We start from the raw sequence: 19,609 nt of genomic DNA on the forward strand, positions 1-19,609 counted from the left end.
CCCGGTCATTGTCGAGCCTCCCTTCGCCGGCATGATCCGGATCAGGTGTGACGGTAAGGGCAGGTCCTCGCGGCTGTGCCCACTCTCAGCCCCGCTCCCGGGACTCCCGTGTCTGGTAATTCTCTGCGCTCCACGCTAGCGCGCTAGCGTCTCGGTGTGCAGCGTCCCTGGGATAGACCACTCTCCGTCCTGGCCACCGCGCGGCTGTACCTGTGCACCGACGCGCGCCGCGAGCGCGGCGACCTGGCCGAGTTCGCCGACGCCGCCCTGGCCGGCGGGGTGGACATCATCCAGCTGCGCGACAAGGGGTCGGCCGGCGAGCAGCGGTTCGGGCCGCTGGAGGCGCGCGAGGAGCTGGCGGCCTGCGAGATCCTGGCCGACGCCGCCCGCCGGCACGGCGCCCTGTTCGCGGTCAACGACCGCGCCGACATCGCCCGCGCGGCGGGCGCCGACGTGCTGCACCTCGGGCAGGGGGACCTGCCGCTGGACGTCGCGCGCGACATCGTCGGTCCGGACGTGCTGCTCGGGCTCTCCAGCCACAGCGCCGACCAGGCCGTCGCCGCGGCCGTCAGCGAAGCGGACTACTTCTGCGTCGGCCCCTGCTGGCCGACGCCCACCAAGCCGGACCGCGAGGCGCCGGGCCTGGGGCTCGTCCGCGCCGCCGCCGGGCTCGGGACCGACAAACCGTGGTTCGCGATCGGCGGCATCGACGCGCAGCGGCTGCCCGAGGTGCTCGACTCCGGCGCCCGCCGTGTGGTGGTGGTGCGCGCGATCACCGCGGCGTCCGACCCGCGGGCGGCCGCCCGGCGGCTCAGTTCGGCGCTGGCAGCAGCGAGCTGATCCGTCGGCTCAGCTGCGACGGGACCTCGTCGGCGTCACCCGGCATGCACCACACGAAGACGCCGGCCTCGACCTCGATCGTGCGGGGCAGATACTGCCGGCGTTCGTCGCCGTCGCCCAGCGGCACCAGCGCCGTCGCGGTCCGCAGCCGTTGCCAGCTGGCCGCGAAGCCCGGATGCAGCGGCAGGTCGGCCACCTCGTCCTCGGCCACCCACCGCATTTCCGCGCTCTCCCGGTTCGGGACGGTGTGCAACAACTCGTCGGCGTCGGCGACGACGGTCGTGTAGCTCCACCGCGTGCCGCCGATCCCGGCGACCTCGGCGGTGACCAGCGTCGCGCGCACGGCGAGCCGGTCGACGAGCAACCCGGCCTCCTCGTTCGCCTCGCGGACCGCCGTCTGCTCGGGCGTCTCATGGCTGTCCCGGGCCCCACCCGGCAGCCCCCAGGTCCCGCCCTGATGGCTCCACACCGCCCGATGCTGCAGCAGCACCGCGGGCGTGCCGTCGTCCCGCGGGGCGCGCAGCAAAAGACCGGCGGCGCCGTACCGACCCCAGTAATGGGCGCCGCGCTCCGAGATCACCCAACCGTCGCCGTCGCCCTGCACGGATCAAGGATAGGCAGACTTGGTTCTTGGCGGTCTTCGGCGCGTCGGCAATTGCGTCGGCCTCCACCCATCCACCCGAACATGCTCTTAGACTTCGCTTATAGAGGTCCGTGCAGCGAAATCCAGTGGCCAAGAGATGAGGGCTGATCAGACGTGACGGTTGAGCTGGCGCATCCGTCGACCGAGCCGCAGGGATCGCGGTCACCGGCCGAACCAGCCCATCCCCGCTGGTGGTTCATCTCCACGACGCCGGGCCGCATCCTGACCATCGGCATCGTGCTGGCGGCCCTCGGCGGGATCAGCGCCTTCGCCACCTCGACCACCATCAACCACCGGCAACAGGTGCTCACCACGGTGCTCAACCACACCGAGCCGCTGTCGTTCGCGGCCGGGCGGCTCTACACAACGCTGTCGGTGGCCGACGCCGCCGCCGCCACGGCGTTCATCGCCGAAGCCGAACCGCCGCCCGTGCGGCAGCGCTACGAGCAGGCCATCACCGACGCGGCCGTGGCCGTGACCCGGGCCTCCAGCGGACTCACCGACGAACCGCAGGTGCAGCTGCTGGGCCGGATCAACGCCCAGCTGGCCGTCTATACCGGCCTGATCGAGATCGCCCGGACCAACAACCGGGCGGGCAACCCGGTCGGTTCGTCGTACCTGTCGGAGGCATCGGGGCTGATGCAGTCGACGATCCTGCCCGACGCGGCGCGGCTGTACCGGGCCACCTCGGAGCGGGTGGACGTGGAAACCACGGCGTCGACCCAGATTCCGGCGCCGGTCATCATGGTCGTCGGCACCACCGTCGTCTTCGGCGCCTTCTCGCATCGCTGGCTGGCCCGGCGCACCCGGCGCCGCATCAACCCGGGCCTGGTCGTGGGCGCTCTCGCTATCCTCGTCATGGTGGTGTGGGTCGGGACTGCGCTAACCATCTCTACGACGGCAAGTCGTAGCGCGAAGGACACCGCCGCGGAGTCCCTCAAGACCGTCACCAACGTCGCGATCACCGCCCAGCAGGCGCGCGCCGACGAGACGCTGTCGCTGATCCGCCGCGGCGACGAGGAGAAGCGCAAGCAGTCGTTCTATCAGCGGATCGACTCGATGCACCGCCAGCTCGACCAGTACATGTCCCGCAGCGACGCCGTGGACAAACCGGACCTCGAGGGCGCCGACCAGCTGCTGCTGCGCTGGCGTCAGGCCAATGACCGGATCAGCTCGTACATCTCGGTGGGGAACTACCGCGCCGCCACCCAGGTCGCGCTGGGCAGCAGCGAGGAGGATTCCACCCCGGCGTTCGACAAGCTGGAAGACGAGCTGGTCAAGGCCATGGACCAGGGCCGCATCCACCTGCGCAACGACGTCATCAACGCGCGCAGCGGGCTCTCCGGCGCCCAGGTGGGCGGCGTGGTGCTCAGCCTCGGGGCGGCCATCGCGGTGGCGCTGGGCCTGTGGCCGCGGCTGAAAGAGTATCGATAATGATCCGCCTGCCCCTGCTGCGCCGGGCGTGCACCGTGGCCGCCGCGGTTTGCATGCTGGCGGGTTGCGGGCACACGGAATCGCTGCACGTGGCCAGCGTCCCGACGTTGCCGCCGCCCACCCCGGTCGGCATGGAACAGCTGCCGCCGCAGCCGCCGCTGCCGCCCGACGGCCCCAATCAGGACTGCGACCTGACGGCCAGCCTGCGGCCCTTCCCCACCAAGGCCGAGGCCGACGCCGCGGTCGCCGACATCCGCGCGCGGGGCAGGCTGATCGTCGGGCTCGACATCGGCAGCAACCTGTTCAGCTTCCGCGACCCGATCACCGGCGAGATCACCGGATTCGACGTCGACCTCGCCGGCGAGATCGCCCGCGACATCTTCGGCGCGCCGTCCCACGTCGAGTACCGGATCCTGTCGTCGGACGAGCGGGTGACCGCGCTGCAACGCGGCGAGGTCGACATCGTGGTCAAGACCATGACCATCACCTGCGACCGGCGCAAGCTGGTGAACTTCTCCACCGTCTACCTCGACGCCAACCAGCGCATCCTCGCCCCGCGCGACTCGTCGATCGTCAAGGTGAGCGACCTGTCTGGCAAACGCGTCTGCGTGGCCAAGGGCACCACCTCGCTGCACCGCATCCGGCAGATCGACCCGCCCCCGGTCATCGTGTCGGTGGTCAACTGGGCCGACTGCCTGGTCGCGATGCAGCAGCGCGAGATCGACGCCGTGAGCACCGACGACTCGATCCTGGCCGGGCTGGTCGAAGAGGACCCCTACCTGCACATCGTCGGCCCCAACATGGCCACCCAGCCCTACGGCATCGGCATCAACCTGAACAACACTGCACTGGTGCGGTTCGTCAACGGGACCCTGGAAAGGATCCGCCGCGACGGCACGTGGAACACGTTGTACCGCAAGTGGTTGACCGTGCTGGGCCCCGCGCCGGCCCCGCCCACACCGAGGTATCTGGACTGATGGCCGAGCCGGACAAGCACTCCGAGAAGCCGGAATCGGGCCCGGAAACGGTGGAGGACGCGAACCCCGGCACCCAGCCGGCGGAGGTCCAGACCGGCGCCTCGACGGGGCGGCTGCAGGCCACGCAGGCGCTGTTTCGGCCCGACTTCGACGATGACGACGACGACTTTCCGCACATCGCGCTGGGCGCCCTGGACACCGACACCGGCGACCGCATGACGGTGGCGACGCGGGCGCTGCCCGCGGTCCGACAGCTCGGCGGTGGACTCGTCGAGATCCCGCGGGGACGCGACATCGACCCCCGCGAAGCGCTGATGACCAACCCGGTGGTCCCCGAGTCCAAGCGCTTCTGCTGGAACTGCGGGAAGCCGGTGGGCCGGTCCAGCAAGAAGAGCAAGGGCACGTCGGAGGGCTGGTGCCCGGCCTGCGGCAGCCCGTATTCGTTTCTGCCGCAACTCAATCCCGGCGACATCGTTGCCGGCCAGTACGAGGTCAAGGGGTGCATCGCGCACGGCGGGCTGGGCTGGGTATACCTGGCCGTCGACAAAAACGTCAACGACCGGCCGGTCGTGCTCAAAGGCCTGGTCCACTCCGGCGACGCGGAGGCGCAGGCGATCGCGATGGCCGAACGGCAGTTCCTGGCCGAGGTGGTCCACCCGCAGATCGTGCAGATCTTCAACTTCGTCGAACACAAGGACCAGCACGGCAATCCGGTCGGCTACATCGTCATGGAGTACGTCGGCGGGCAGTCGCTCAAGCACGGGAAGGGCGAGAAACTTCCGGTCGCCGAGGCCATCGCCTACCTGCTGGAAATCCTGCCCGCGCTGAGCTATCTGCACTCCATCGGCCTGGTCTACAACGACCTGAAGCCGGAGAACATCATGCTCACCGAGGAGCAGCTCAAGCTCATCGACCTGGGCGCGGTGTCGCGGATCAATTCGTTCGGATACCTTTACGGCACACCGGGTTTCCAGGCGCCCGAGATTGTGCGCACCGGCCCGACGGTCGCCACCGACATCTACACGGTGGGCCGCACACTGGCGGCGCTCACGCTCAACCTGCGCACCCGCAACGGCCGCTACGTCGACGGCCTGCCCGAGCACGACCCGGTGCTGAGCACCTACGACTCGTTCCACCGGTTGCTGCGCCGCGCCACCGATCCCGACCCGCGTCGCCGGTTCGCCAGCACCGAGGAGATGTCGGCGCAGTTGATCGGCGTGCTGCGCGAGGTGGTCGCCCACGACACCGGGGTGCCGCGGCCCGGCCTGTCGACGATCTTCTCCCCCAGCCGCTCCACGTTCGGGGTGGATCTGCTGGTCGCGCACACCGACGTGTACCTGGACGGGCAGGTCCATTCGGAGAAGCTGACCGCCCGCGAAATCGTCACCGCACTGCAAGTGCCGCTGGTCAATCCGGCCGACGTCGCCGCGTCGGTGCTGCAGGCGACGGTGTTGTCGCAGCCGGTGCAGACCCTGGACTCGTTGCGTGCGGCCCGGCACGGGACGCTGGACGCCGACGGCGCCGAGCTGTCCGAGTCGGTCGAGCTACCGCTGATGGAGGTGCGCGCGCTGCTGGATCTCGGCGACGTCGCCAAGGCCACCCGCAAGCTCGAGGACCTTGCCGAGCGGGTGGGTTGGCAGTGGCGGCTGGTCTGGTACAAGGCCGTGGCCGACCTGCTCACCGGTGATTACGATTCGGCCACAACACATTTCACCGAGGTGCTGGACACGTTCCCGGGTGAGCTCGCACCGAAGCTGGCGCTGGCCGCCACCGCCGAGCTGGCCGGCGACGTCGACGAGCACAAGCATTACGAGACGGTGTGGAAGACCAACGACGGCGTGATCTCGGCGGCCTTCGGGTTGGCCAGATCGCTGTCCGCGGAAGGTGATCGGGCCGCCGCGGTGCGCACGCTGGACGAGGTGCCGGCCACCTCGCGGCACTTCACCACCGCGCGCCTGACGAGCGCGGTGACGCTGCTGTCCGGCCGGTCCAAGAGCGAGATCACCGAAGAGGACATCCGGGACGCCGCGCGACGGGTGGAGGCGCTGCCGCCCACCGAACCCCGCGTGTTGCAGATCCGTGCGCTGGTGCTGGGCTGCGCGATGGACTGGTTGGAGGACAACAAGGCCAGCACCAATCACATCCTGGGCTTCCCGTTCACCGAGCACGGGCTGCGGCTGGGCGTCGAGGCGGCGCTGCGCAATCTGGCCCGCGTCGCCCCCACGCAGCGGCATCGCTACGAGCTGGTGGACATGGCCAACCGGGTGCGGCCCACGAGCACGTTCTGAGGTCTTTGCGGGTTTGCCGGTTTGCGCCGCCTGGTGGTTTTCCCGCGTCGACCTTTCCCGCGTCGGCCTTTCCCGCGTCGACCTTGCGTCCTTTGGCCGGCCCTTTCGCGTCGGCCGCCCCTTTCGCGTCGAGTGTGAATCCTGGGCGTTCAGTGTGAACCCTGGGTGGCGACACGCCGACAAACCCCGCCGTGGGTTCACACTGAAAGCCGTGGGTTCACACTCAAAGTCGGTGATTCACAGTCGATTTAAGCCGGGGCCTGGCGGACCCGGCGTCAGCCCGTCCGGCGGCTTGCCGTGCGCGCCCTGTGCACAGACGCACTCGCCGACCGTGGTTGACGTGCAATCGTTCGCGGCATGAGACAAGTGCCGTTCATCGGCAGCGAGGAGTTGGCGTCGGGAAGCCTCAGCCGCCACCAGCTGCGGGTGTCCTACCGAGCGGTGTTCCCGAACGTCTACGTGCCGATGCACGCCGAGGTGCCGCTCGAATTGCGCATCCGCGCGGCCTGGCTGTGGTCGGGGCGCAAGGCGGTCATCGGTGGAGCCGCCGCGGCCGCGCTGCATGGCGCCCAGTGGATCCCCGACAGCGTCCCGGTCGAGCTGATACACACCAACACTCATCCTCCCCGCGGCGTGCTGACGCGCCGGGAAACCCTGTGCGCCGGCGAAACCCAGATCAGCGATGGGCTCGCGGTCACCACTCCGGAGCGGACCGCTTTCGACATCGGACGGCGCGGCGCGGTGCGCTCGGCCGTGGTGCGGCTGGACGCGCTCGCCCGGGCAACGGGTTTCAAGGTCGATGACGTGCTGGATGTTGCGGCGGCGCACCCTCGCGCACCCGGCTTGCGGCGATTGGAGGCCGCGCTCGACCTGGTCGACCCCGGCGCTCAGTCCCCCAGGGAGAGCTATCTGCGACTGCTCCTCATCGATGCCGGCCTGCCCCGGCCGCAGACGCAGATCCCGGTGCTGGCCGCCGACGGCCTACCGTTCGCCTACCTGGATCTGGGCTGGGACGAATCGCTGGTTGCTGTCGAGTACGACGGCGATCACCATCGCAGCGACCGGCGCCAATTCGTCAGAGACCTCCGGCGCATGGAGATGCTCGAGGAGATGGGCTGGACCATAGTCCGGGTGGTCGCTGAGGACCGCCCGGCCAGCATCCTGCGCCGGGTGCGCGAGGCCCTCGCGAAATCGCCTGTGAGCCGGGGGCTTTCGGTGTGAACCTACGGCGTGGATTATCGGCGTGTCGCCGCCGACGGTTCACGATCAAAGCCCAGGATGCACACTCGGCGGCGAGCTATCCCGCCAGCACGTTCACGCAGTCGCGGGCGATGGCGAGTTCTTCGTTGGTCGGGATCACCAGGACGGCGATCGGCGAATCGTCGGCGGAGATCTGCCGCGCACCCTTGCCGCCACCGAGGTTGCGGCGCTCGTCAAGCACGATGCCCAGCTCCTCCAAGCCGGCGACCGCGTCGCGGCGCACCGCCGCGTCGTTCTCGCCGATCCCCGCGGTGAAGCTGATGACGTCGGTGTGCCCCAGCACCGCCAGGTAGGCGCCGACGTACTTGCGCAGCCGATGCGTGAACACGCTGTAGGCCAATTGCGCTGACTCGTCGCCGGATTCGATCATCGTTCGCAGCCGGCGGAAGTCGCGCTCGCCGGAAAGGCCCAGCACCCCGGATCGCTTGTTGAGCATGGTCTCGATGTCGTCCACGCCCATCCCGGCGGTGTGGGACAGGTAGCTGACGACGCTGGGATCGATGTCCCCGCTGCGGGTGCCCATCACCAGCCCCTCCAGCGGGGTGAGGCCCATCGAGGTGTCGATCGGCCGGGTGCCGGCGATCGCTGACGCCGAGCAGCCGTTACCCAGGTGCAGCACAATCTGTTTCAGGTCACTCGGCGGCCTGTCCAGGAAGGCGGCGGCCTGCTCGCTGACGTAGCGGTGCGAGGTGCCGTGGAACCCGTACCGGCGGATCTGATGCCGCTGCGCCAGCTCGCGGTCGATGGCGTAGGTCGCGGCGGCGGGCGGCAGGTCGTGGAAGAACCCGGTGTCGAAGACCGCGATGTGCGGAATGTCGGGCAGCAGCCGCCGGGCGACCTCGATTCCCTTGAGCGAGGGAGGGTTGTGCAGCGGCGCCAGGTCCGACAGTTCGCCGAGCCGGGCGATCACCGCATCGTCCAGCGGGGTGGGCTCGTAGAACGCGTTGCCGCCGTGCACCACTCGATGGCCGACCGCGACGACGCCGCATGTCTTGAGGTCGATGCCGTCGTCGGCCAGCGTGTCGAACGCGCGGCGCAGCGCGGCGTCATGGTCGGGAACCGGCGAACCCGCCTCACCGATACGCTCCACCAGCCCGGTCGAGAGCGCGGTGCCCGAATCGGGATCGACCAGCTGAAACTTCACCGACGACGAGCCGGAGTTGATCACCAGCACCAGGCGATCGGTCATGGGCCGCCCTGCGCCTGAATCGCGGTGATGGCAACGGTGTTCACGATGTCCTCGACCAGCGCGCCCCGCGACAGGTCGTTCACCGGCTTGCGCAGACCCTGCAGCACGGGTCCGATGGCGAGGGCTCCGGCGCTGCGCTGGACCGCCTTGTAGGTGTTGTTGCCGGTGTTGAGGTCGGGGAAGATCAGCACCGTGGCGCGTCCGGCCACCGGCGAGTCGCGCAGCTTGGTGGCCGCGACCGACGGTTCGATCGCCGCGTCGTACTGGATGGGGCCCTCCACCGGCAGGTCGGGGTTGCGCTCTCGCACCAATTGCGTTGCCGTTCTGACCTTGTCGACGTCGGCACCGGAGCCGGAGTCGCCGGTCGAGTAGGACAGCATCGCGACCCGCGGTTCGATGCCGAATTGTGCGGCGGTGCGCGCCGAGGAGATTGCGATGTCGGCCAGCTGCTCCGGTGTCGGATTGGGGATGATCGCGCAATCGCCGTAGGCCAGGACACGATCGGGCAGGCACATCAGGAAGATGCTGGACACGGTGGACACGTCCGGGACGGTCTTGATGATCTCGAACGCGGGCCGCACGGTGTGCGCGGTGGTGTGGGCGGCGCCGGACACCATGCCGTCGACCATCCCGTTGTGCACCATCATGGTGCCGAAGTACGTTGTGTCGCGCATGATCTCGCGAGCCTGCTCGACGGTGACCCCCTTCGCCTTGCGCAACTGCGCATACTGGTCGGCGAACTCGTCGCGCAACCGGCTGGCGCGCGGATCGATCACCGTCACATCAGCCAGGTCCACCCCGAGTTCGCCCGCGCGCTGGCGGATTTGGGCCTCGTCGCCCAGGATGGTCAGGTCGGCGACGCGGCGTTGCAGCACCCGCCCGGCCGAGCGCAGGATGCGGTCGTCGTCGCCCTCGGGCAGCACGATGTGCCTGCGATCCGAACGCGCCTGCAGCGTCAGCTGATGGATGAACATCTGCGGCGTGGTCACGGTGGGGATCGGAATGGCAAGCTGCGCCAGCAGATCGGTGATGTCGACGTGGCCGTCCATCAGCTCGACCGCGGTGTCGATCTTGCGTTGCGACGCCGCCGTGACGCTGCCCCGGGCGGAGGCCGCCGCGCTGGCGGTGTCGTAGGTGCCCAGCGCGGTGGCGACGATCGGCAGCCGCAGCCGCAGCCCGGCGACCAGGGCCGCGATGGACGGGTGCAGCTCGAAGCCGCCGTTGAGGACGATGCACGACAGGGACGGAAACCCTTCCGCGGCATGGGCGCTCGCGACCGCGAGCACCACGTCCGAGCGGTCGCCGGGGGTGATGACCGCCATTCCGTCGCGCAGCCGTTCCAGGACGTGGTCGGCGGTCATCCCGGCCACCATCACACCGGTGACCTCGCGTTCGCGCAGCGACTCTTCGCCGCTGACCGGCGTCCCGCGCACCGCGCTCTGAAGCTCGGCCACCGTCGGCGCCGACAACAGCGGTTCGTCGGGCAGGACGTAGCTGCGCAGGGACGACGGCCGCAGCGCCTCGTCCAGCTTCTTCCGGATGGCGTCCAGCTCGGCCGGTTCGCAGCGGTTGGCCACCACCGCCGCGGTGTGGGCGTGCTGGGCGTCCAGCTCGGCCAGGCACACCTTGACGACGTCGGCGACCTCACCGGCGGTGCGGCCCTTGCCGCTGACCGTCAGCAGCAGCGGCGCGCCGAGGTTGACCGCGATGCGCGCGTTGGTGGAAAGCTCCGCGGGTCGAATCGCCTGTCCGAGTTCGGAATAGTCGCTGCCGACGATCACCACGACGTCGCACTGCTCGGCGACGGCGTGGTAGGCGTCAACGATGGCGGCGATCGCCGCGTCGCCGTCCGCGTGCAGCTGCTGGTAGGTGACGCCGACGCATTGCTCGTACGACAGGCCCGCCGTGGTGCGCGACAGCAGCAGTTCCAGGATGTAGTCGCGATCCCCCCGGTCCTGCGGCGACCCGCTGCGCCCGGCTTCGCCGCGCTGGCGATCGCCGCCATCTGAACGCGTAATGGGCCGGAACACACCGACTTTCGCCACCGTCGCGGTCAGCCGGTGCAGCAGGCCCAGCGCGATCGTCGACTTTCCGGTCTCCGGCTCGGGCGCGGCGATGTAGATTGCCGTTGCGGCGCCCGAGACCACTCGTCCGCCCCTCAGGCCAGCCGCCGCAACCGCGGCGCCAGGTCCTTCTCGAAGAGGTCCAGGAACCGGCGCTGGTCGTGACCGGGCGCGTGGAACACCAGGTGGTTGAGGCCCCACTTCACGTACTGGCCGACCTTTTCGACCGCCTCGTCGGGATCGGATGCCACGATCCAGCGCTTGGCGACCTGCTCAATCGGGAGCGCATCGGCGGCCTTCTCCATCTCGATCGGGTCGTCGATGCTGTGCTTCTGTTCGGCGGTCAGCGACAGCGGCGCCCAGAATCGGGTGTTCTCCAGCGCCAGTTTGGGATCGGGGTCATAGGAGATCTTGATCTCGATCATCTTGTCGATGTCGTCGATGTTGCGGTCGTTGATCGCCGCGCCCTCCTTGACGGCGGGGATCAGCTTGTCCTTGTAGAGCTCCTCGCCCTTGCCGGAGGTGCAGATGAAGCCGTCGCCGGCGCGCCCCGCGTACTTGGCGACCGCGGGGCCCCCGGCCGCGACGTAGATCGGGACCCCGCCCTCGGGCACGTCGTAGATCGAGGCCCCCTTGAGCCGGTAGTACTCGCCGTCGAAGTCGACGCGGTCGCCGCGCCACAGCTCGCGCATCAACCGCACCGACTCGCGCAGCCGGGCGAACCGCTCCTTGAACTCTGGCCAGTCGCCCTCGTATCCCGTGGCGATCTCGTTCAGCGCCTCGCCGGTGCCGACCCCGAGGAAGATGCGGCCCGGGTACAGACAGGCCATGGTGGCGAAGGCCTGCGCGATGACGGCGGGGTTGTAGCGGAAGGTCGGGGTGAGCACGGAGGTGCCCAGCGTGATGCGCTTCGTGCGTTCGCCGACCGCGGTCATCCAGGCCAGCGAGAACGGGGCGTGCCCGCCCTCGTGCCGCCACGGCTGGAAATGGTCACTGACCGTTGCGCTGTCCATGCCGTGACCTTCGGCGGCGACCGCAAGCTCGACGAGCTCGCGCGGTGCAAATTGTTCGGCGGACGCTTTGTATCCGAGTTTCAGTTCAGCCACGAGTTCTTTCTACTCCTGTGCCGATGGTCGCGACCCGCCGCGCCCGGCGAAACGCCGCGCTTGCGATCGCTCCGTGCCGATGGTCGCGACCCGCCGCGCCCGGCTACGCCGCGCGTCAGACCTACACTCGCGGGCATGGGACCGGCGCCAACTCTTGTTCAAGCCACCGACACGGTGCACCTCGCCCGGGGCGACGCCGTCAACTGGACGATCGTCGCCGACGACACCGGCGTGATGCTGATCGACGCCGGCTATCCCGGGGACCGCCCCGACGTGCTGGCGTCGCTGCGCGAGCTGGGCTTCGACGCCGGAGACGTGCGTGCCATCCTGCTGACCCACGCCCACATCGACCACCTGGGCTCGGCGATCTGGTTCGCCAACGAGCACGGCACCGACGTGTATTGCCACGCTGACGAGGTGGGGCACGCCAAGCGCGAATACCTGGAGCAGGCCTCGGTTTTCGATGTCGCCCTTCGCATTTGGCGGCCGCGGTGGGCGGCGTGGGGGTTGCACGTGGTGCGCAGCGGCGGCCTGATCCGCGACGGCATCCCGTCGACGCGGCCGCTGACCGCCGACGTGGCCGCCGGCCTGCCCGGGCATCCGATGGCCGTTTTCACCCCGGGGCACACCAGCGGGCACTGCTCGTATGTGGTCGACGGGGTCCTGGTCAGCGGCGACGCCCTGATCACCGGCCACCCCCTGCTCAAGCACGACGGGCCACAGCTGCTGCCGGAGGTGTTCAGCCACAGCCAGCAGAATTCGCTGCGCAGCCTGGACGCGTTGGCCCTGCTCGACACCGAGGTGTTGCTGCCGGGGCACGGCGACGTGTGGCGCGGCCCGATCCGCGAGGCGACGGCTCGGGCCATCTCGGTGGCCGGCGGTGGGTAGGTGCCGTTAGGCGGTGAAACCCGTTGCGGCGCCGGCTATGCCAGCCACTTCTCGAAGGCGATCGGGATGAACGGCCCCCAGGACGGCAGGGGGTCCGGCGCCACCCGGGTATAGCCCGTCGCGTCGTATAGCGCCTCGGCCTCGGGCTGCCGGTTGCCGGTGATCAAGTAGAGCCGCCGGTACCCGCGCGCCAGGGTCTCGGCCTCCAGCGCGGCCAGCAACGCCCGCGCATAGCCGCGGCGCCGATGGGCGGCGTCGGTCCAGATCCGCTTGAGTTCGGCGGTGTGGGCGTCGTAGCGGCGAAACGCGCCGCCGGTCACCGGCACGCCGCCCACCACGCCGATCAACAACCCGCCGTCCGGCGGTGCCAGTTCGGCCTCCGGCACGGGCAGCCAGGACAGATGCGTGCTCGGCGTGCCGCCGTAGCGCTCCGCATACTCGACGGCCAACTCGGCCAACAGCGGTTGGGCCAGCGGATCGTCGTGGGGCGCCGAGACGAACCGCAACCGGCCGTCTGGCGGAATGGATTCCGGCATCATCGAAAACTCAAACGCGTGTCGCGGTGACGTATTCTGGGATGAACTCCGCGTCGCCTCGCCCGGTGCGCCGCCGCTTGCCGAGCCCCATGGTGCGCAGCAAGTCGGCGATGTCACGCCCGCGCGTTTCCCAGCCGTGGGCCGCCAAATACTCAGGGACATAGTGGTATTCGCCCGGATAGGTCAGGCTGGCCAGATCGACGTCGAGGCCGCGCCGCCGCCAACCGTCGACGAAGGCGCGTTCGGCCCCCAGCTGCAACGGATTCCAGGTGGGCATGTGATCGGCGGCCAACCGGCTGCCGAGGGCGCTCGCCGCGGTGACGCCGCGCAGCAACCGGCTCTGCTCCTGGGGCGGCAGATACCCGACGAACAACTGCTCGGCGACCCACACCGTGGGCTGGGCGGCGTCAAAACCCACCCGTCGCAACGCCGCCGGCCAATCGTCGCGCAGGTCGATGCCGACCGCGCATCGGTTGGTGGCCAGGGTGGCGTCCAGCCCCCGAAGCACGTCGGACTTGAAGTCGAGGACCTGCGGCCGATCGATCTCGTAGACGGTCGTCCCCCGCGGCCACCACAGCCGGTAGGCCCGGCTGTCCAGGCCCGACGCCAGGATCACCACCTGGCGAATGCCCGCCCGGCCCGCGTCGGCCAAAAATTCGTCGACGAAGCGGGTGTGCGCCGCCAGCGCGTCCATCAGCGCCGTCATCGCCGCGTCGTCGCCGTCGTCGGCCGCGAACGCGTGGTCCTTGATCGCCCGGGTGAGGTAGTCGATCCCGACCGCGCACAACAACGGTTCGGCGAACGGGTCGTTCAGCAGGCCCTTGTCGGTGGCCACAGCCCGCGCGGCGGCCCCGAACGTCGCGGTCACCTCCACATCGGCCGTCGGTGCCATCGCGCGCTCAGACGTCGGAGCGTCGCCGCAGGGTAAGCCCCACGGCCACTCGCCAGCCCAGCAACAACAACGCGGTGACCGCCGTCGCCACCACGACGAAACTGGCGGCCACGCCCGCAGACGTCGCCTTGCGCAGCACCATGCCGACGACGACGGTGGACAACCAGACGACGACCCCGGTGGGCGCCACGGCGGTGGGCCGCCGCCAGCCGCGTGCGGCCAGCCAACCGACGGCGGTGCCGGTGAGAAACGGCCACGCCGTCGTGGCGATGCCGGTGAGGTTGAGCCCTTCGTCATGGCTGCGGCGCCCCAGGGCGCAGAACACCAGCACGCCGACGACGTCCACGGCCAGCCAGCCCAGCCACCGGAGCCTAAGCATGCAGCGAGACTACCGGGGCAGGGCCTCGATCCTTGACCCGGCGGCCGCGGTGAACCTAGATTCGTCAGCAATGAATACCCATTCACCTGATGGCCTCGCGGTGGTGACCGGCGCCGGTTCCGGCATCGGCAGGGCGATCGCGCTCGGACTCGCCGCCCGCGGCGACCGCGTGGTGGCCGCGGACCTCGACGAGGCGGCGGCCTCGGCCACCGCCGGGGAACACCCCGACAAGATCACCGCGCTGCCGGTGGACGTGGCCGACCCGGATCAAGTCAACGCGCTGCGGGATCGCATCAACGCCGACCTCGGGGTGCCCAACATCGTCGTCAACGCCGCCGGATGGGACCGCACTGACCAATTCCTCAATGCCACGGCGGAATTCGCGCAGAAGGTGGTCGCGATCAACTACCTGGGGCCGGTGCATGTCTGCTCGGCGTTCCTGCCGGGGATGATCGAGACGCACGGCGGCGGGCGCGTGGTCAACCTGGCCAGTGACGCCGGCCGGGTGGGCAGCGCGGGCGAGAGCATCTACGCCGGCGCTAAGGGCGGGGTGATCGCCCTGACCAAGTCGCTGGCCCGCGAGATGGCGCGTCACCAGATCACGGTGAACTGCGTGTGCCCCGGACCGACCGACACGCCGCTGTTTCACGCGCAGCCCGAGAAGCTGAAGGAGGCACTGGTCAAGGCAATCCCGTTCCGCCGCCTGGCCCGGCCCGACGAGGTCGCCGCGCCGGTGTTGTTCTTCGCGTCGGAGGCCGCCTCGTTCATCACCGGACAGGTGATCAGCGTCAGCGGCGGTTTGACGATGGCCGGCTAGTGGCAGGCTGACGTCTATGAACAACAAAACGCCACCCGCCTTCGACCGCTACGACCCGCTCGGCCTGGACGCCTCCCTGTCCGACGACGAACGCGCCGTGCGCGAGACCGTCCGGGAATTCTGCGCCGAGCACGTCCTGCCCCACGTCGCGGAGTGGTTCGAGATCGGCGACCTCCCGGTCCGCGAACTCGCCAAGGGGTTCGGCCAGCTGGGGCTGCTGGGCATGCACCTGGACGGGTACGGCTGCGGCGGGGCCTCCGCCGTGCACTACGGGCTGGCCTGCGTCGAGCTCGAGGCCGCCGACTCCGGCATTCGATCGATGGTCTCGGTGCAGGGCTCGCTGGCGATGTTCGCGATCTGGAATTTCGGGTCCGAGGAGCAGAAGCAGGAATGGTTGCCGGGCATGGCCACCGGCGAGCTGCTCGGCTGCTTCGGGCTGACCGAGCCCGACGTCGGATCCGACCCCGCCGCGATGAAAACCCGTGCGCGACGGGATGGTTCGGACTGGGTGCTCACCGGCCGCAAGTTGTGGATCACCAACGGCTCGGTGGCCGACGTCGCGGTCGTGTGGGCCAACACCGATGACGGGGTCCGCGGTTTCATCGTGCCCACCAAGACGGCGGGCTTCAGCGCCAACACCATTCACCACAAGCTGTCGTTGCGGGCCTCGATCACCAGCGAGCTGGTGCTCGACGACGTGCGGCTGCCCGCCAAGGCGATGCTGCCCGAGGCCAAGGGGCTGCGCGGGCCGCTGTCGTGCCTGTCCGAGGCCCGGTACGGAATCATCTGGGGCTCCATGGGAGCCGCGCGCTCGGCCTGGCAGGCGGCCCTCGACTACGCCACGCAGCGCACCCAGTTCGGCCGCCCGATCGCCGGATTCCAGTTGACCCAGGCCAAACTCGTCGACATGGCCGTCGAACTGCACAAGGGCCAGCTGCTGTCGCTGCACCTCGGCCGCCTCAAGGACAGTGTGGGCCTGCGTCCCGAGCAGGTGAGCTTCGGCAAGCTGAACAACACCCGGGAGGCGATCGAGATCTGCCGGACCGCCCGAACGATACTGGGCGGCAACGGGATATCGCTGGAGTATCCCGTGATCCGGCACATGGTCAACCTGGAATCGGTGCTGACCTACGAGGGCACACCGGAGATGCATCAGCTGGTCCTCGGCCAGGCGTTCACCGGCAGCGACGCCTTCCGCTGATGAGCCGGCTGACCTACACGCACGAGCATCACCAGTTCCGGGAACTGGTACGGGATTTCGTGCGGCAGACGGTCGCGCCCAACCACGAGAGCTGGGAACGCGACGGCCAGTGGGACCGCTCGCTGTTCATCGAGGCGGGCAAGCTTGGGCTGCTGGGCTTTTCGGTGCCCGAGCATCTCGGCGGCCCGGGGGTGGACGACTTCCGCTACAACGCGATCGTGATCGACGAGTTGCAGCGGGCCGGGGCGGCCGCGGAGGCCATCGCCTTCACGCTGCAAAACGACGTGGTGCTGCCCTATCTCACCGACTTGACGACCCCGGAGCAGCAACAGCGCTGGCTGCCCGGCGTGGTCACCGGCGAGACCGTGCTCGGCATCGGGATGACCGAGCCCGGCACCGGCAGCGATCTGGCCGGGATCCGCACGACCGCGGTGCGAGACGGCGACGACTACGTCGTCAACGGCGCCAAGACGTTCATCTCCAACGGTCAGGTCGGGGACCTGTTCGTCATCGCCGCGCGCACCTCGCCGGATCGCCATCAGGGACTGTCGCTTCTGGTGGTCGACGCCGACACCCCGGGCTTTTCCCGCGGCCGCAACCTGGAGAAGATCGGCCTGCACGCCCAGGACACCAGCGAGCTCATCTTCACCGATATGCGGGTGCCGAAGGACAACCTGCTCGAATCAGAGGGCCGCGGCTTCTATCAGTTGATGAAGAACCTGCCCCAGGAGCGGCTCGCGCTCGGTGTCGGGGCGGTGGCCGCCGCGGAAACGATCCTGGCCGCAACCCTCGACTACGTCCGCGATCGCACGGCCTTTGGATCACCGATCGCCAGCTTCCAGCACAGCCAATTCGTGCTCGCCGAGTTGGCCACCGAAATCGACGTCGCGCGAACGTATCTCGACGACTGCCTCGCCGAGCACCTCGAGGGCGAGCTGACGGCCGCCCGGGCCGCCCGGCTGAAATGGTGGACCACCGACCTGCAGGTGCGCACCGCCGACCGCTGCCTGCAGTTGCACGGCGGGTACGGCTACATGCGCGAGTACAGCGTGGCGCGCGCGTTCGTCGACGCCCGCATCCAAACCATCTACGGCGGCACCAACGAGATCATGAAGACGATCATCGCCAAGGACCTGGGCCTGTAGGGACAGCCGATGGCCACCGACGTCGCCGACTACAGCGCCCTTCCCGCCGAGGAGGCGGTGCGCGCCGCCCGCGTCAGCTCGCGGCGCCGCCAGGTGCTCGATGCCGCGGTCAAAGTCATGGGCAGGACCGGGTTTCACCAGATGTCCATGCAGGACCTGGCCACCGAGGCCGAGGTCAGCGTCGGCCTGCTCTACAAATACTTCGGCGGCAAGGAAGACCTGCTGCTCGCCACGATCGTGCGCATCCTCGACGCGTTCCGCGATCAGCTGGCGCCGGTCATCGCCGCCGCCGGCGACGACGTCGTGGACCAGCTGACCGCGGGGGTCCGACGCTACATCCAGATCGTCGACGAGAACCTCGACGGCGTGGTCCTGACCTACCGGGAGAGCCGAACCCTCGGGGCGCCCGGCCGCACCCAGATCAAGGACCTCGAAATCGCCACGGCCGCACCGCTGCGCGCGGTGATCGAGGCCGGCGTCGCCCAGGGCGTCTTCCGCGGGGTCGACGTCGACCTCACCGTGTTCGACATCATGCTGCTCGCCCATGGCTGGGCGCTCAAGCACTGGCACTTCGGGCCGACCTACACCCTCGACGAATACATCGCGTTGCAGATCGGCCACGTGCTGGGCGGATTGATCGCCGACGACCGCCGCGTCGACTACGCGCACGTGCTGGAATGAGGGGCATGGGAGTCACCGCACGCCGCGTCCGCGGCACGATCGCCTTGTTGGCCCTGGGAGCCGCCGCCGGCCTGCCCGTGGCGGGCGCCGATCCGGCCGCGGCGCTGCCCCCGATGGCGTCCAGCGGCAGCGGGCCGATCATCGGCGGGGGCTCCGCGGCGGCGCAGGGAATCGCCCAGCAGCTCTTCAGCTTTGGCAATCCTAACGTCGTGCAGGAGGTCGACGGCTCGGACGCGGCGCAGTTCATCACGTCCGCGGCGGGAGCCGCCAACCCGCAACTCGCGGGGCCCTTCTCGCTGCTGCGCCGGGCGTTGGCGTGCCAGACCGACAATTCGGGATTCGGGGCGCGCGCCTATCGGCGCAGCGACGGGCAGTGGGGCGGAGCGATGCTGGTTGCGGCCAAGAGCGCGACGCCGAGCCTCGACGGCCTGGTGGGCTGCGTGAAGACCAATTGGCGAAGGACCGCCGCGGGGGGCGAAACCGCCATGTGCAACAACGGCTGGACCACGCCGACGTCCTACGACAGCCGCCGCGGCGAGACCTATTACATCCTGCTCGCGGGCACCGCCGCCGACTTCTGCAGCGATCTCAACGCCAAGTACAAGAGCGACGCCAGCGCGTGGCCGTTCTGAGCGGCAGCGATGCCCTCCCACCCGTCGCTGAAACAAATTGCCATCCCGACGGTTTCGCCGCGCGTCGGGCGGCGCGAGCTCGGGACCTATTTGAATTCATATCCAATTTGCGCAGCCGCGCCGGCGAGCGGCGGGTAAATAGCGATCCAATATAGCCGCGACATAGGCCCCGCGCAGGATAATTCCCATTCACCGAGCCACCGGATTTTGCTGAATTCCGTTCGCGGCCAGGCGGTCGCATCCGAGCTGGGTTCGTCGGTCATCCGTTTGACGAATTGGTCGGAAATATTCGCGAAATCGCTTATCTGCGAGCGATTGACAACGTAAGCTCGCCGACATCGGGCCTTAGAATGTCGTCTCCCAGACGTAGGGGGTTCTAATGTCACGTCGTACTAGCAAAATCGTCATCGCCGTGGTGCTGGCTTTCGCAGCGCCAATGACCTCGGCATGCACGATTCCGCTCGTTATCGACTGTGGACCCGGTTTGACCTGCACCGGATAGCGGTAACCGAACGGGCCCCGAGCTCAATTGGGGCCCGTTCACTCACATCACGCTTCGCGTAGCGAAGAGCACAAGGTGATCGGCCGGGGCCACAGCATGCCCTGATGCGCGCCGCGGCCCCGGCCGGGATCCGTTA

At 69.1% G+C, this 19,609-nt stretch carries 18 protein-coding genes and 1 riboswitch; of the genes, 11 read left to right on the forward strand and 7 right to left on the reverse strand.

Annotation, left to right across the window (positions count from 1 at the left end; translation table 11 throughout):
* Nucleotide 1: 1 nt before the first annotated feature.
* Nucleotides 2-120, reverse strand: a riboswitch (TPP riboswitch).
* A 36-nt stretch (nucleotides 121-156) separates the two neighbouring features.
* Nucleotides 157-840, forward strand: a complete 684-nt coding sequence (gene thiE / locus W7S_RS23310) for a thiamine phosphate synthase (protein ID WP_014712468.1) — start codon at nucleotides 157-159, stop codon at nucleotides 838-840.
* Here the strand turns inward: thiE and W7S_RS23315 are convergent.
* Complete coding sequence (locus tag W7S_RS23315) at nucleotides 812-1,444, reverse strand: NUDIX hydrolase (protein ID WP_008261437.1); 633 nt, start codon at nucleotides 1,442-1,444, stop codon at nucleotides 812-814. The genes thiE and W7S_RS23315 overlap by 29 nt on opposite strands.
* A 153-nt stretch (nucleotides 1,445-1,597) precedes the next feature.
* Between W7S_RS23315 and glnX the strand changes: the two genes are divergently transcribed.
* From glnX to W7S_RS23335, 4 genes are all read left to right on the forward strand, one after another.
* The gene (gene glnX, locus W7S_RS23320; protein ID WP_008261439.1) at nucleotides 1,598-2,917 is read left to right on the forward strand and encodes a protein kinase G-activating protein GlnX; all 1,320 of its coding nucleotides are present in this window, start codon (nucleotides 1,598-1,600) and stop codon (nucleotides 2,915-2,917) included.
* The gene (locus W7S_RS23325) at nucleotides 2,917-3,894 is read left to right on the forward strand and encodes a glutamate ABC transporter substrate-binding protein (protein WP_014712469.1); all 978 of its coding nucleotides are present in this window, start codon (nucleotides 2,917-2,919) and stop codon (nucleotides 3,892-3,894) included. The genes glnX and W7S_RS23325 overlap by 1 nt, the downstream gene beginning before the upstream one ends.
* Complete coding sequence (locus W7S_RS23330) at nucleotides 3,894-6,182, forward strand: serine/threonine-protein kinase PknG (RefSeq protein ID WP_008261442.1); 2,289 nt, start codon at nucleotides 3,894-3,896, stop codon at nucleotides 6,180-6,182. Before W7S_RS23325 ends, W7S_RS23330 begins: the two co-directional genes overlap by 1 nt.
* A 357-nt stretch (nucleotides 6,183-6,539) precedes the next feature.
* The gene (locus W7S_RS23335; RefSeq protein WP_041298096.1) at nucleotides 6,540-7,403 is read left to right on the forward strand and encodes an endonuclease domain-containing protein; all 864 of its coding nucleotides are present in this window, start codon (nucleotides 6,540-6,542) and stop codon (nucleotides 7,401-7,403) included.
* Nucleotides 7,404-7,479: 76 nt separating this feature from the next.
* Here W7S_RS23335 and W7S_RS23340 read toward each other — a convergent pair whose 3' ends face one another.
* From W7S_RS23340 to fgd, 3 genes are read right to left on the reverse strand one after another with little or no spacing between them, the layout of a single operon-like run.
* The gene (locus W7S_RS23340; RefSeq protein ID WP_014712471.1) at nucleotides 7,480-8,631 is read right to left on the reverse strand and encodes an acetate kinase; all 1,152 of its coding nucleotides are present in this window, start codon (nucleotides 8,629-8,631) and stop codon (nucleotides 7,480-7,482) included.
* Nucleotides 8,628-10,778, reverse strand: coding sequence for a phosphate acetyltransferase (gene pta, locus W7S_RS23345; RefSeq protein ID WP_014712472.1), 2,151 nt, complete (start codon nucleotides 10,776-10,778; stop codon nucleotides 8,628-8,630). The genes W7S_RS23340 and pta overlap by 4 nt, the downstream gene beginning before the upstream one ends.
* An 11-nt stretch (nucleotides 10,779-10,789) precedes the next feature.
* Complete coding sequence (gene fgd, locus W7S_RS23350) at nucleotides 10,790-11,800, reverse strand: glucose-6-phosphate dehydrogenase (coenzyme-F420) (protein ID WP_014712473.1); 1,011 nt, start codon at nucleotides 11,798-11,800, stop codon at nucleotides 10,790-10,792.
* 135 nt (nucleotides 11,801-11,935) lie between these two features.
* On the opposite strand from fgd, the gene W7S_RS23355 reads away from it, so the two are divergent.
* Nucleotides 11,936-12,688: an MBL fold metallo-hydrolase gene (locus W7S_RS23355; protein ID WP_020823668.1), complete on the forward strand. Its 753-nt coding sequence runs from the start codon at nucleotides 11,936-11,938 to the stop codon at nucleotides 12,686-12,688.
* A 35-nt stretch (nucleotides 12,689-12,723) separates the two neighbouring features.
* Here the strand turns inward: W7S_RS23355 and W7S_RS23360 are convergent, their stop codons facing one another.
* Genes W7S_RS23360 through W7S_RS23370 form a run of 3 tightly spaced genes read right to left on the reverse strand, consistent with a single transcriptional unit; the run spans nucleotide 12,724 to nucleotide 14,495 of the window.
* Nucleotides 12,724-13,227, reverse strand: coding sequence for a GNAT family N-acetyltransferase (locus tag W7S_RS23360; RefSeq protein ID WP_014712475.1), 504 nt, complete (start codon nucleotides 13,225-13,227; stop codon nucleotides 12,724-12,726).
* A gap of 7 nt (nucleotides 13,228-13,234) precedes the next feature.
* On the reverse strand, nucleotides 13,235-14,116 hold the full coding sequence (locus W7S_RS23365; RefSeq protein ID WP_014712476.1) for an SAM-dependent methyltransferase: 882 nt from the start codon (nucleotides 14,114-14,116) through the stop codon (nucleotides 13,235-13,237).
* Between the two features lie 7 nt (nucleotides 14,117-14,123).
* Nucleotides 14,124-14,495: a DUF3054 domain-containing protein gene (locus tag W7S_RS23370; RefSeq protein ID WP_008261460.1), complete on the reverse strand. Its 372-nt coding sequence runs from the start codon at nucleotides 14,493-14,495 to the stop codon at nucleotides 14,124-14,126.
* Between the two features lie 70 nt (nucleotides 14,496-14,565).
* Here W7S_RS23370 and W7S_RS23375 point away from each other — a divergent pair, with 70 nt between their 5' ends.
* From W7S_RS23375 to W7S_RS23395, 5 genes are read left to right on the forward strand one after another with little or no spacing between them, the layout of a single operon-like run.
* A complete protein-coding gene (locus tag W7S_RS23375; protein ID WP_014383402.1) occupies nucleotides 14,566-15,312 on the forward strand; it encodes an SDR family NAD(P)-dependent oxidoreductase in 747 nt (248 codons plus the stop codon).
* A gap of 16 nt (nucleotides 15,313-15,328) precedes the next feature.
* Complete coding sequence (locus tag W7S_RS23380; RefSeq protein ID WP_014712478.1) at nucleotides 15,329-16,513, forward strand: acyl-CoA dehydrogenase; 1,185 nt, start codon at nucleotides 15,329-15,331, stop codon at nucleotides 16,511-16,513.
* Nucleotides 16,513-17,658 (forward strand): acyl-CoA dehydrogenase family protein, encoded by a 1,146-nt coding sequence (locus W7S_RS23385; RefSeq protein ID WP_014712479.1) that lies wholly within the window; start codon nucleotides 16,513-16,515, stop codon nucleotides 17,656-17,658. The genes W7S_RS23380 and W7S_RS23385 overlap by 1 nt, the downstream gene beginning before the upstream one ends.
* 9 nt (nucleotides 17,659-17,667) lie before the next feature.
* Nucleotides 17,668-18,339: a TetR/AcrR family transcriptional regulator gene (locus W7S_RS23390; protein ID WP_014385919.1), complete on the forward strand. Its 672-nt coding sequence runs from the start codon at nucleotides 17,668-17,670 to the stop codon at nucleotides 18,337-18,339.
* 5 nt (nucleotides 18,340-18,344) lie between these two features.
* Nucleotides 18,345-18,971 carry a hypothetical protein gene (locus W7S_RS23395; RefSeq protein WP_014385920.1) on the forward strand — a complete coding sequence of 209 codons (627 nt, stop codon included), beginning with the start codon at nucleotides 18,345-18,347 and terminating at the stop codon, nucleotides 18,969-18,971.
* Nucleotides 18,972-19,609: the final 638 nt, after the last annotated feature.

This window comes from Mycobacterium sp. MOTT36Y (genome assembly GCF_000262165.1).
Taxonomy (GTDB): Bacteria; Actinomycetota; Actinomycetes; order Mycobacteriales; family Mycobacteriaceae; genus Mycobacterium; species Mycobacterium intracellulare.

Bases quoted from the DNA above. Each gene is read 5' to 3' on its own strand.
- W7S_RS23380 (WP_014712478.1), top strand. From the start codon at position 15,329: ATGAACAACAAAACGCCACCCGCCTTCGACCGCTACGACCCGCTCGGC.
- W7S_RS23390 (WP_014385919.1), top strand. From the start codon at position 17,668: ATGGCCACCGACGTCGCCGACTACAGCGCCCTTCCCGCCGAGGAGGCG.
- W7S_RS23395 (WP_014385920.1), top strand. From the start codon at position 18,345: ATGGGAGTCACCGCACGCCGCGTCCGCGGCACGATCGCCTTGTTGGCC.
- W7S_RS23325 (WP_014712469.1), top strand. From the start codon at position 2,917: ATGATCCGCCTGCCCCTGCTGCGCCGGGCGTGCACCGTGGCCGCCGCG.
- W7S_RS23355 (WP_020823668.1), top strand. From the start codon at position 11,936: ATGGGACCGGCGCCAACTCTTGTTCAAGCCACCGACACGGTGCACCTC.
- W7S_RS23375 (WP_014383402.1), top strand. From the start codon at position 14,566: ATGAATACCCATTCACCTGATGGCCTCGCGGTGGTGACCGGCGCCGGT.
- W7S_RS23360 (WP_014712475.1), bottom strand. From the start codon at position 13,227: ATGATGCCGGAATCCATTCCGCCAGACGGCCGGTTGCGGTTCGTCTCG.
- W7S_RS23365 (WP_014712476.1), bottom strand. From the start codon at position 14,116: ATGGCACCGACGGCCGATGTGGAGGTGACCGCGACGTTCGGGGCCGCC.
- W7S_RS23385 (WP_014712479.1), top strand. From the start codon at position 16,513: ATGAGCCGGCTGACCTACACGCACGAGCATCACCAGTTCCGGGAACTG.
- W7S_RS23340 (WP_014712471.1), bottom strand. From the start codon at position 8,631: ATGACCGATCGCCTGGTGCTGGTGATCAACTCCGGCTCGTCGTCGGTG.
- W7S_RS23370 (WP_008261460.1), bottom strand. From the start codon at position 14,495: ATGCTTAGGCTCCGGTGGCTGGGCTGGCTGGCCGTGGACGTCGTCGGC.
- W7S_RS23335 (WP_041298096.1), top strand. From the start codon at position 6,540: ATGAGACAAGTGCCGTTCATCGGCAGCGAGGAGTTGGCGTCGGGAAGC.
- W7S_RS23330 (WP_008261442.1), top strand. From the start codon at position 3,894: ATGGCCGAGCCGGACAAGCACTCCGAGAAGCCGGAATCGGGCCCGGAA.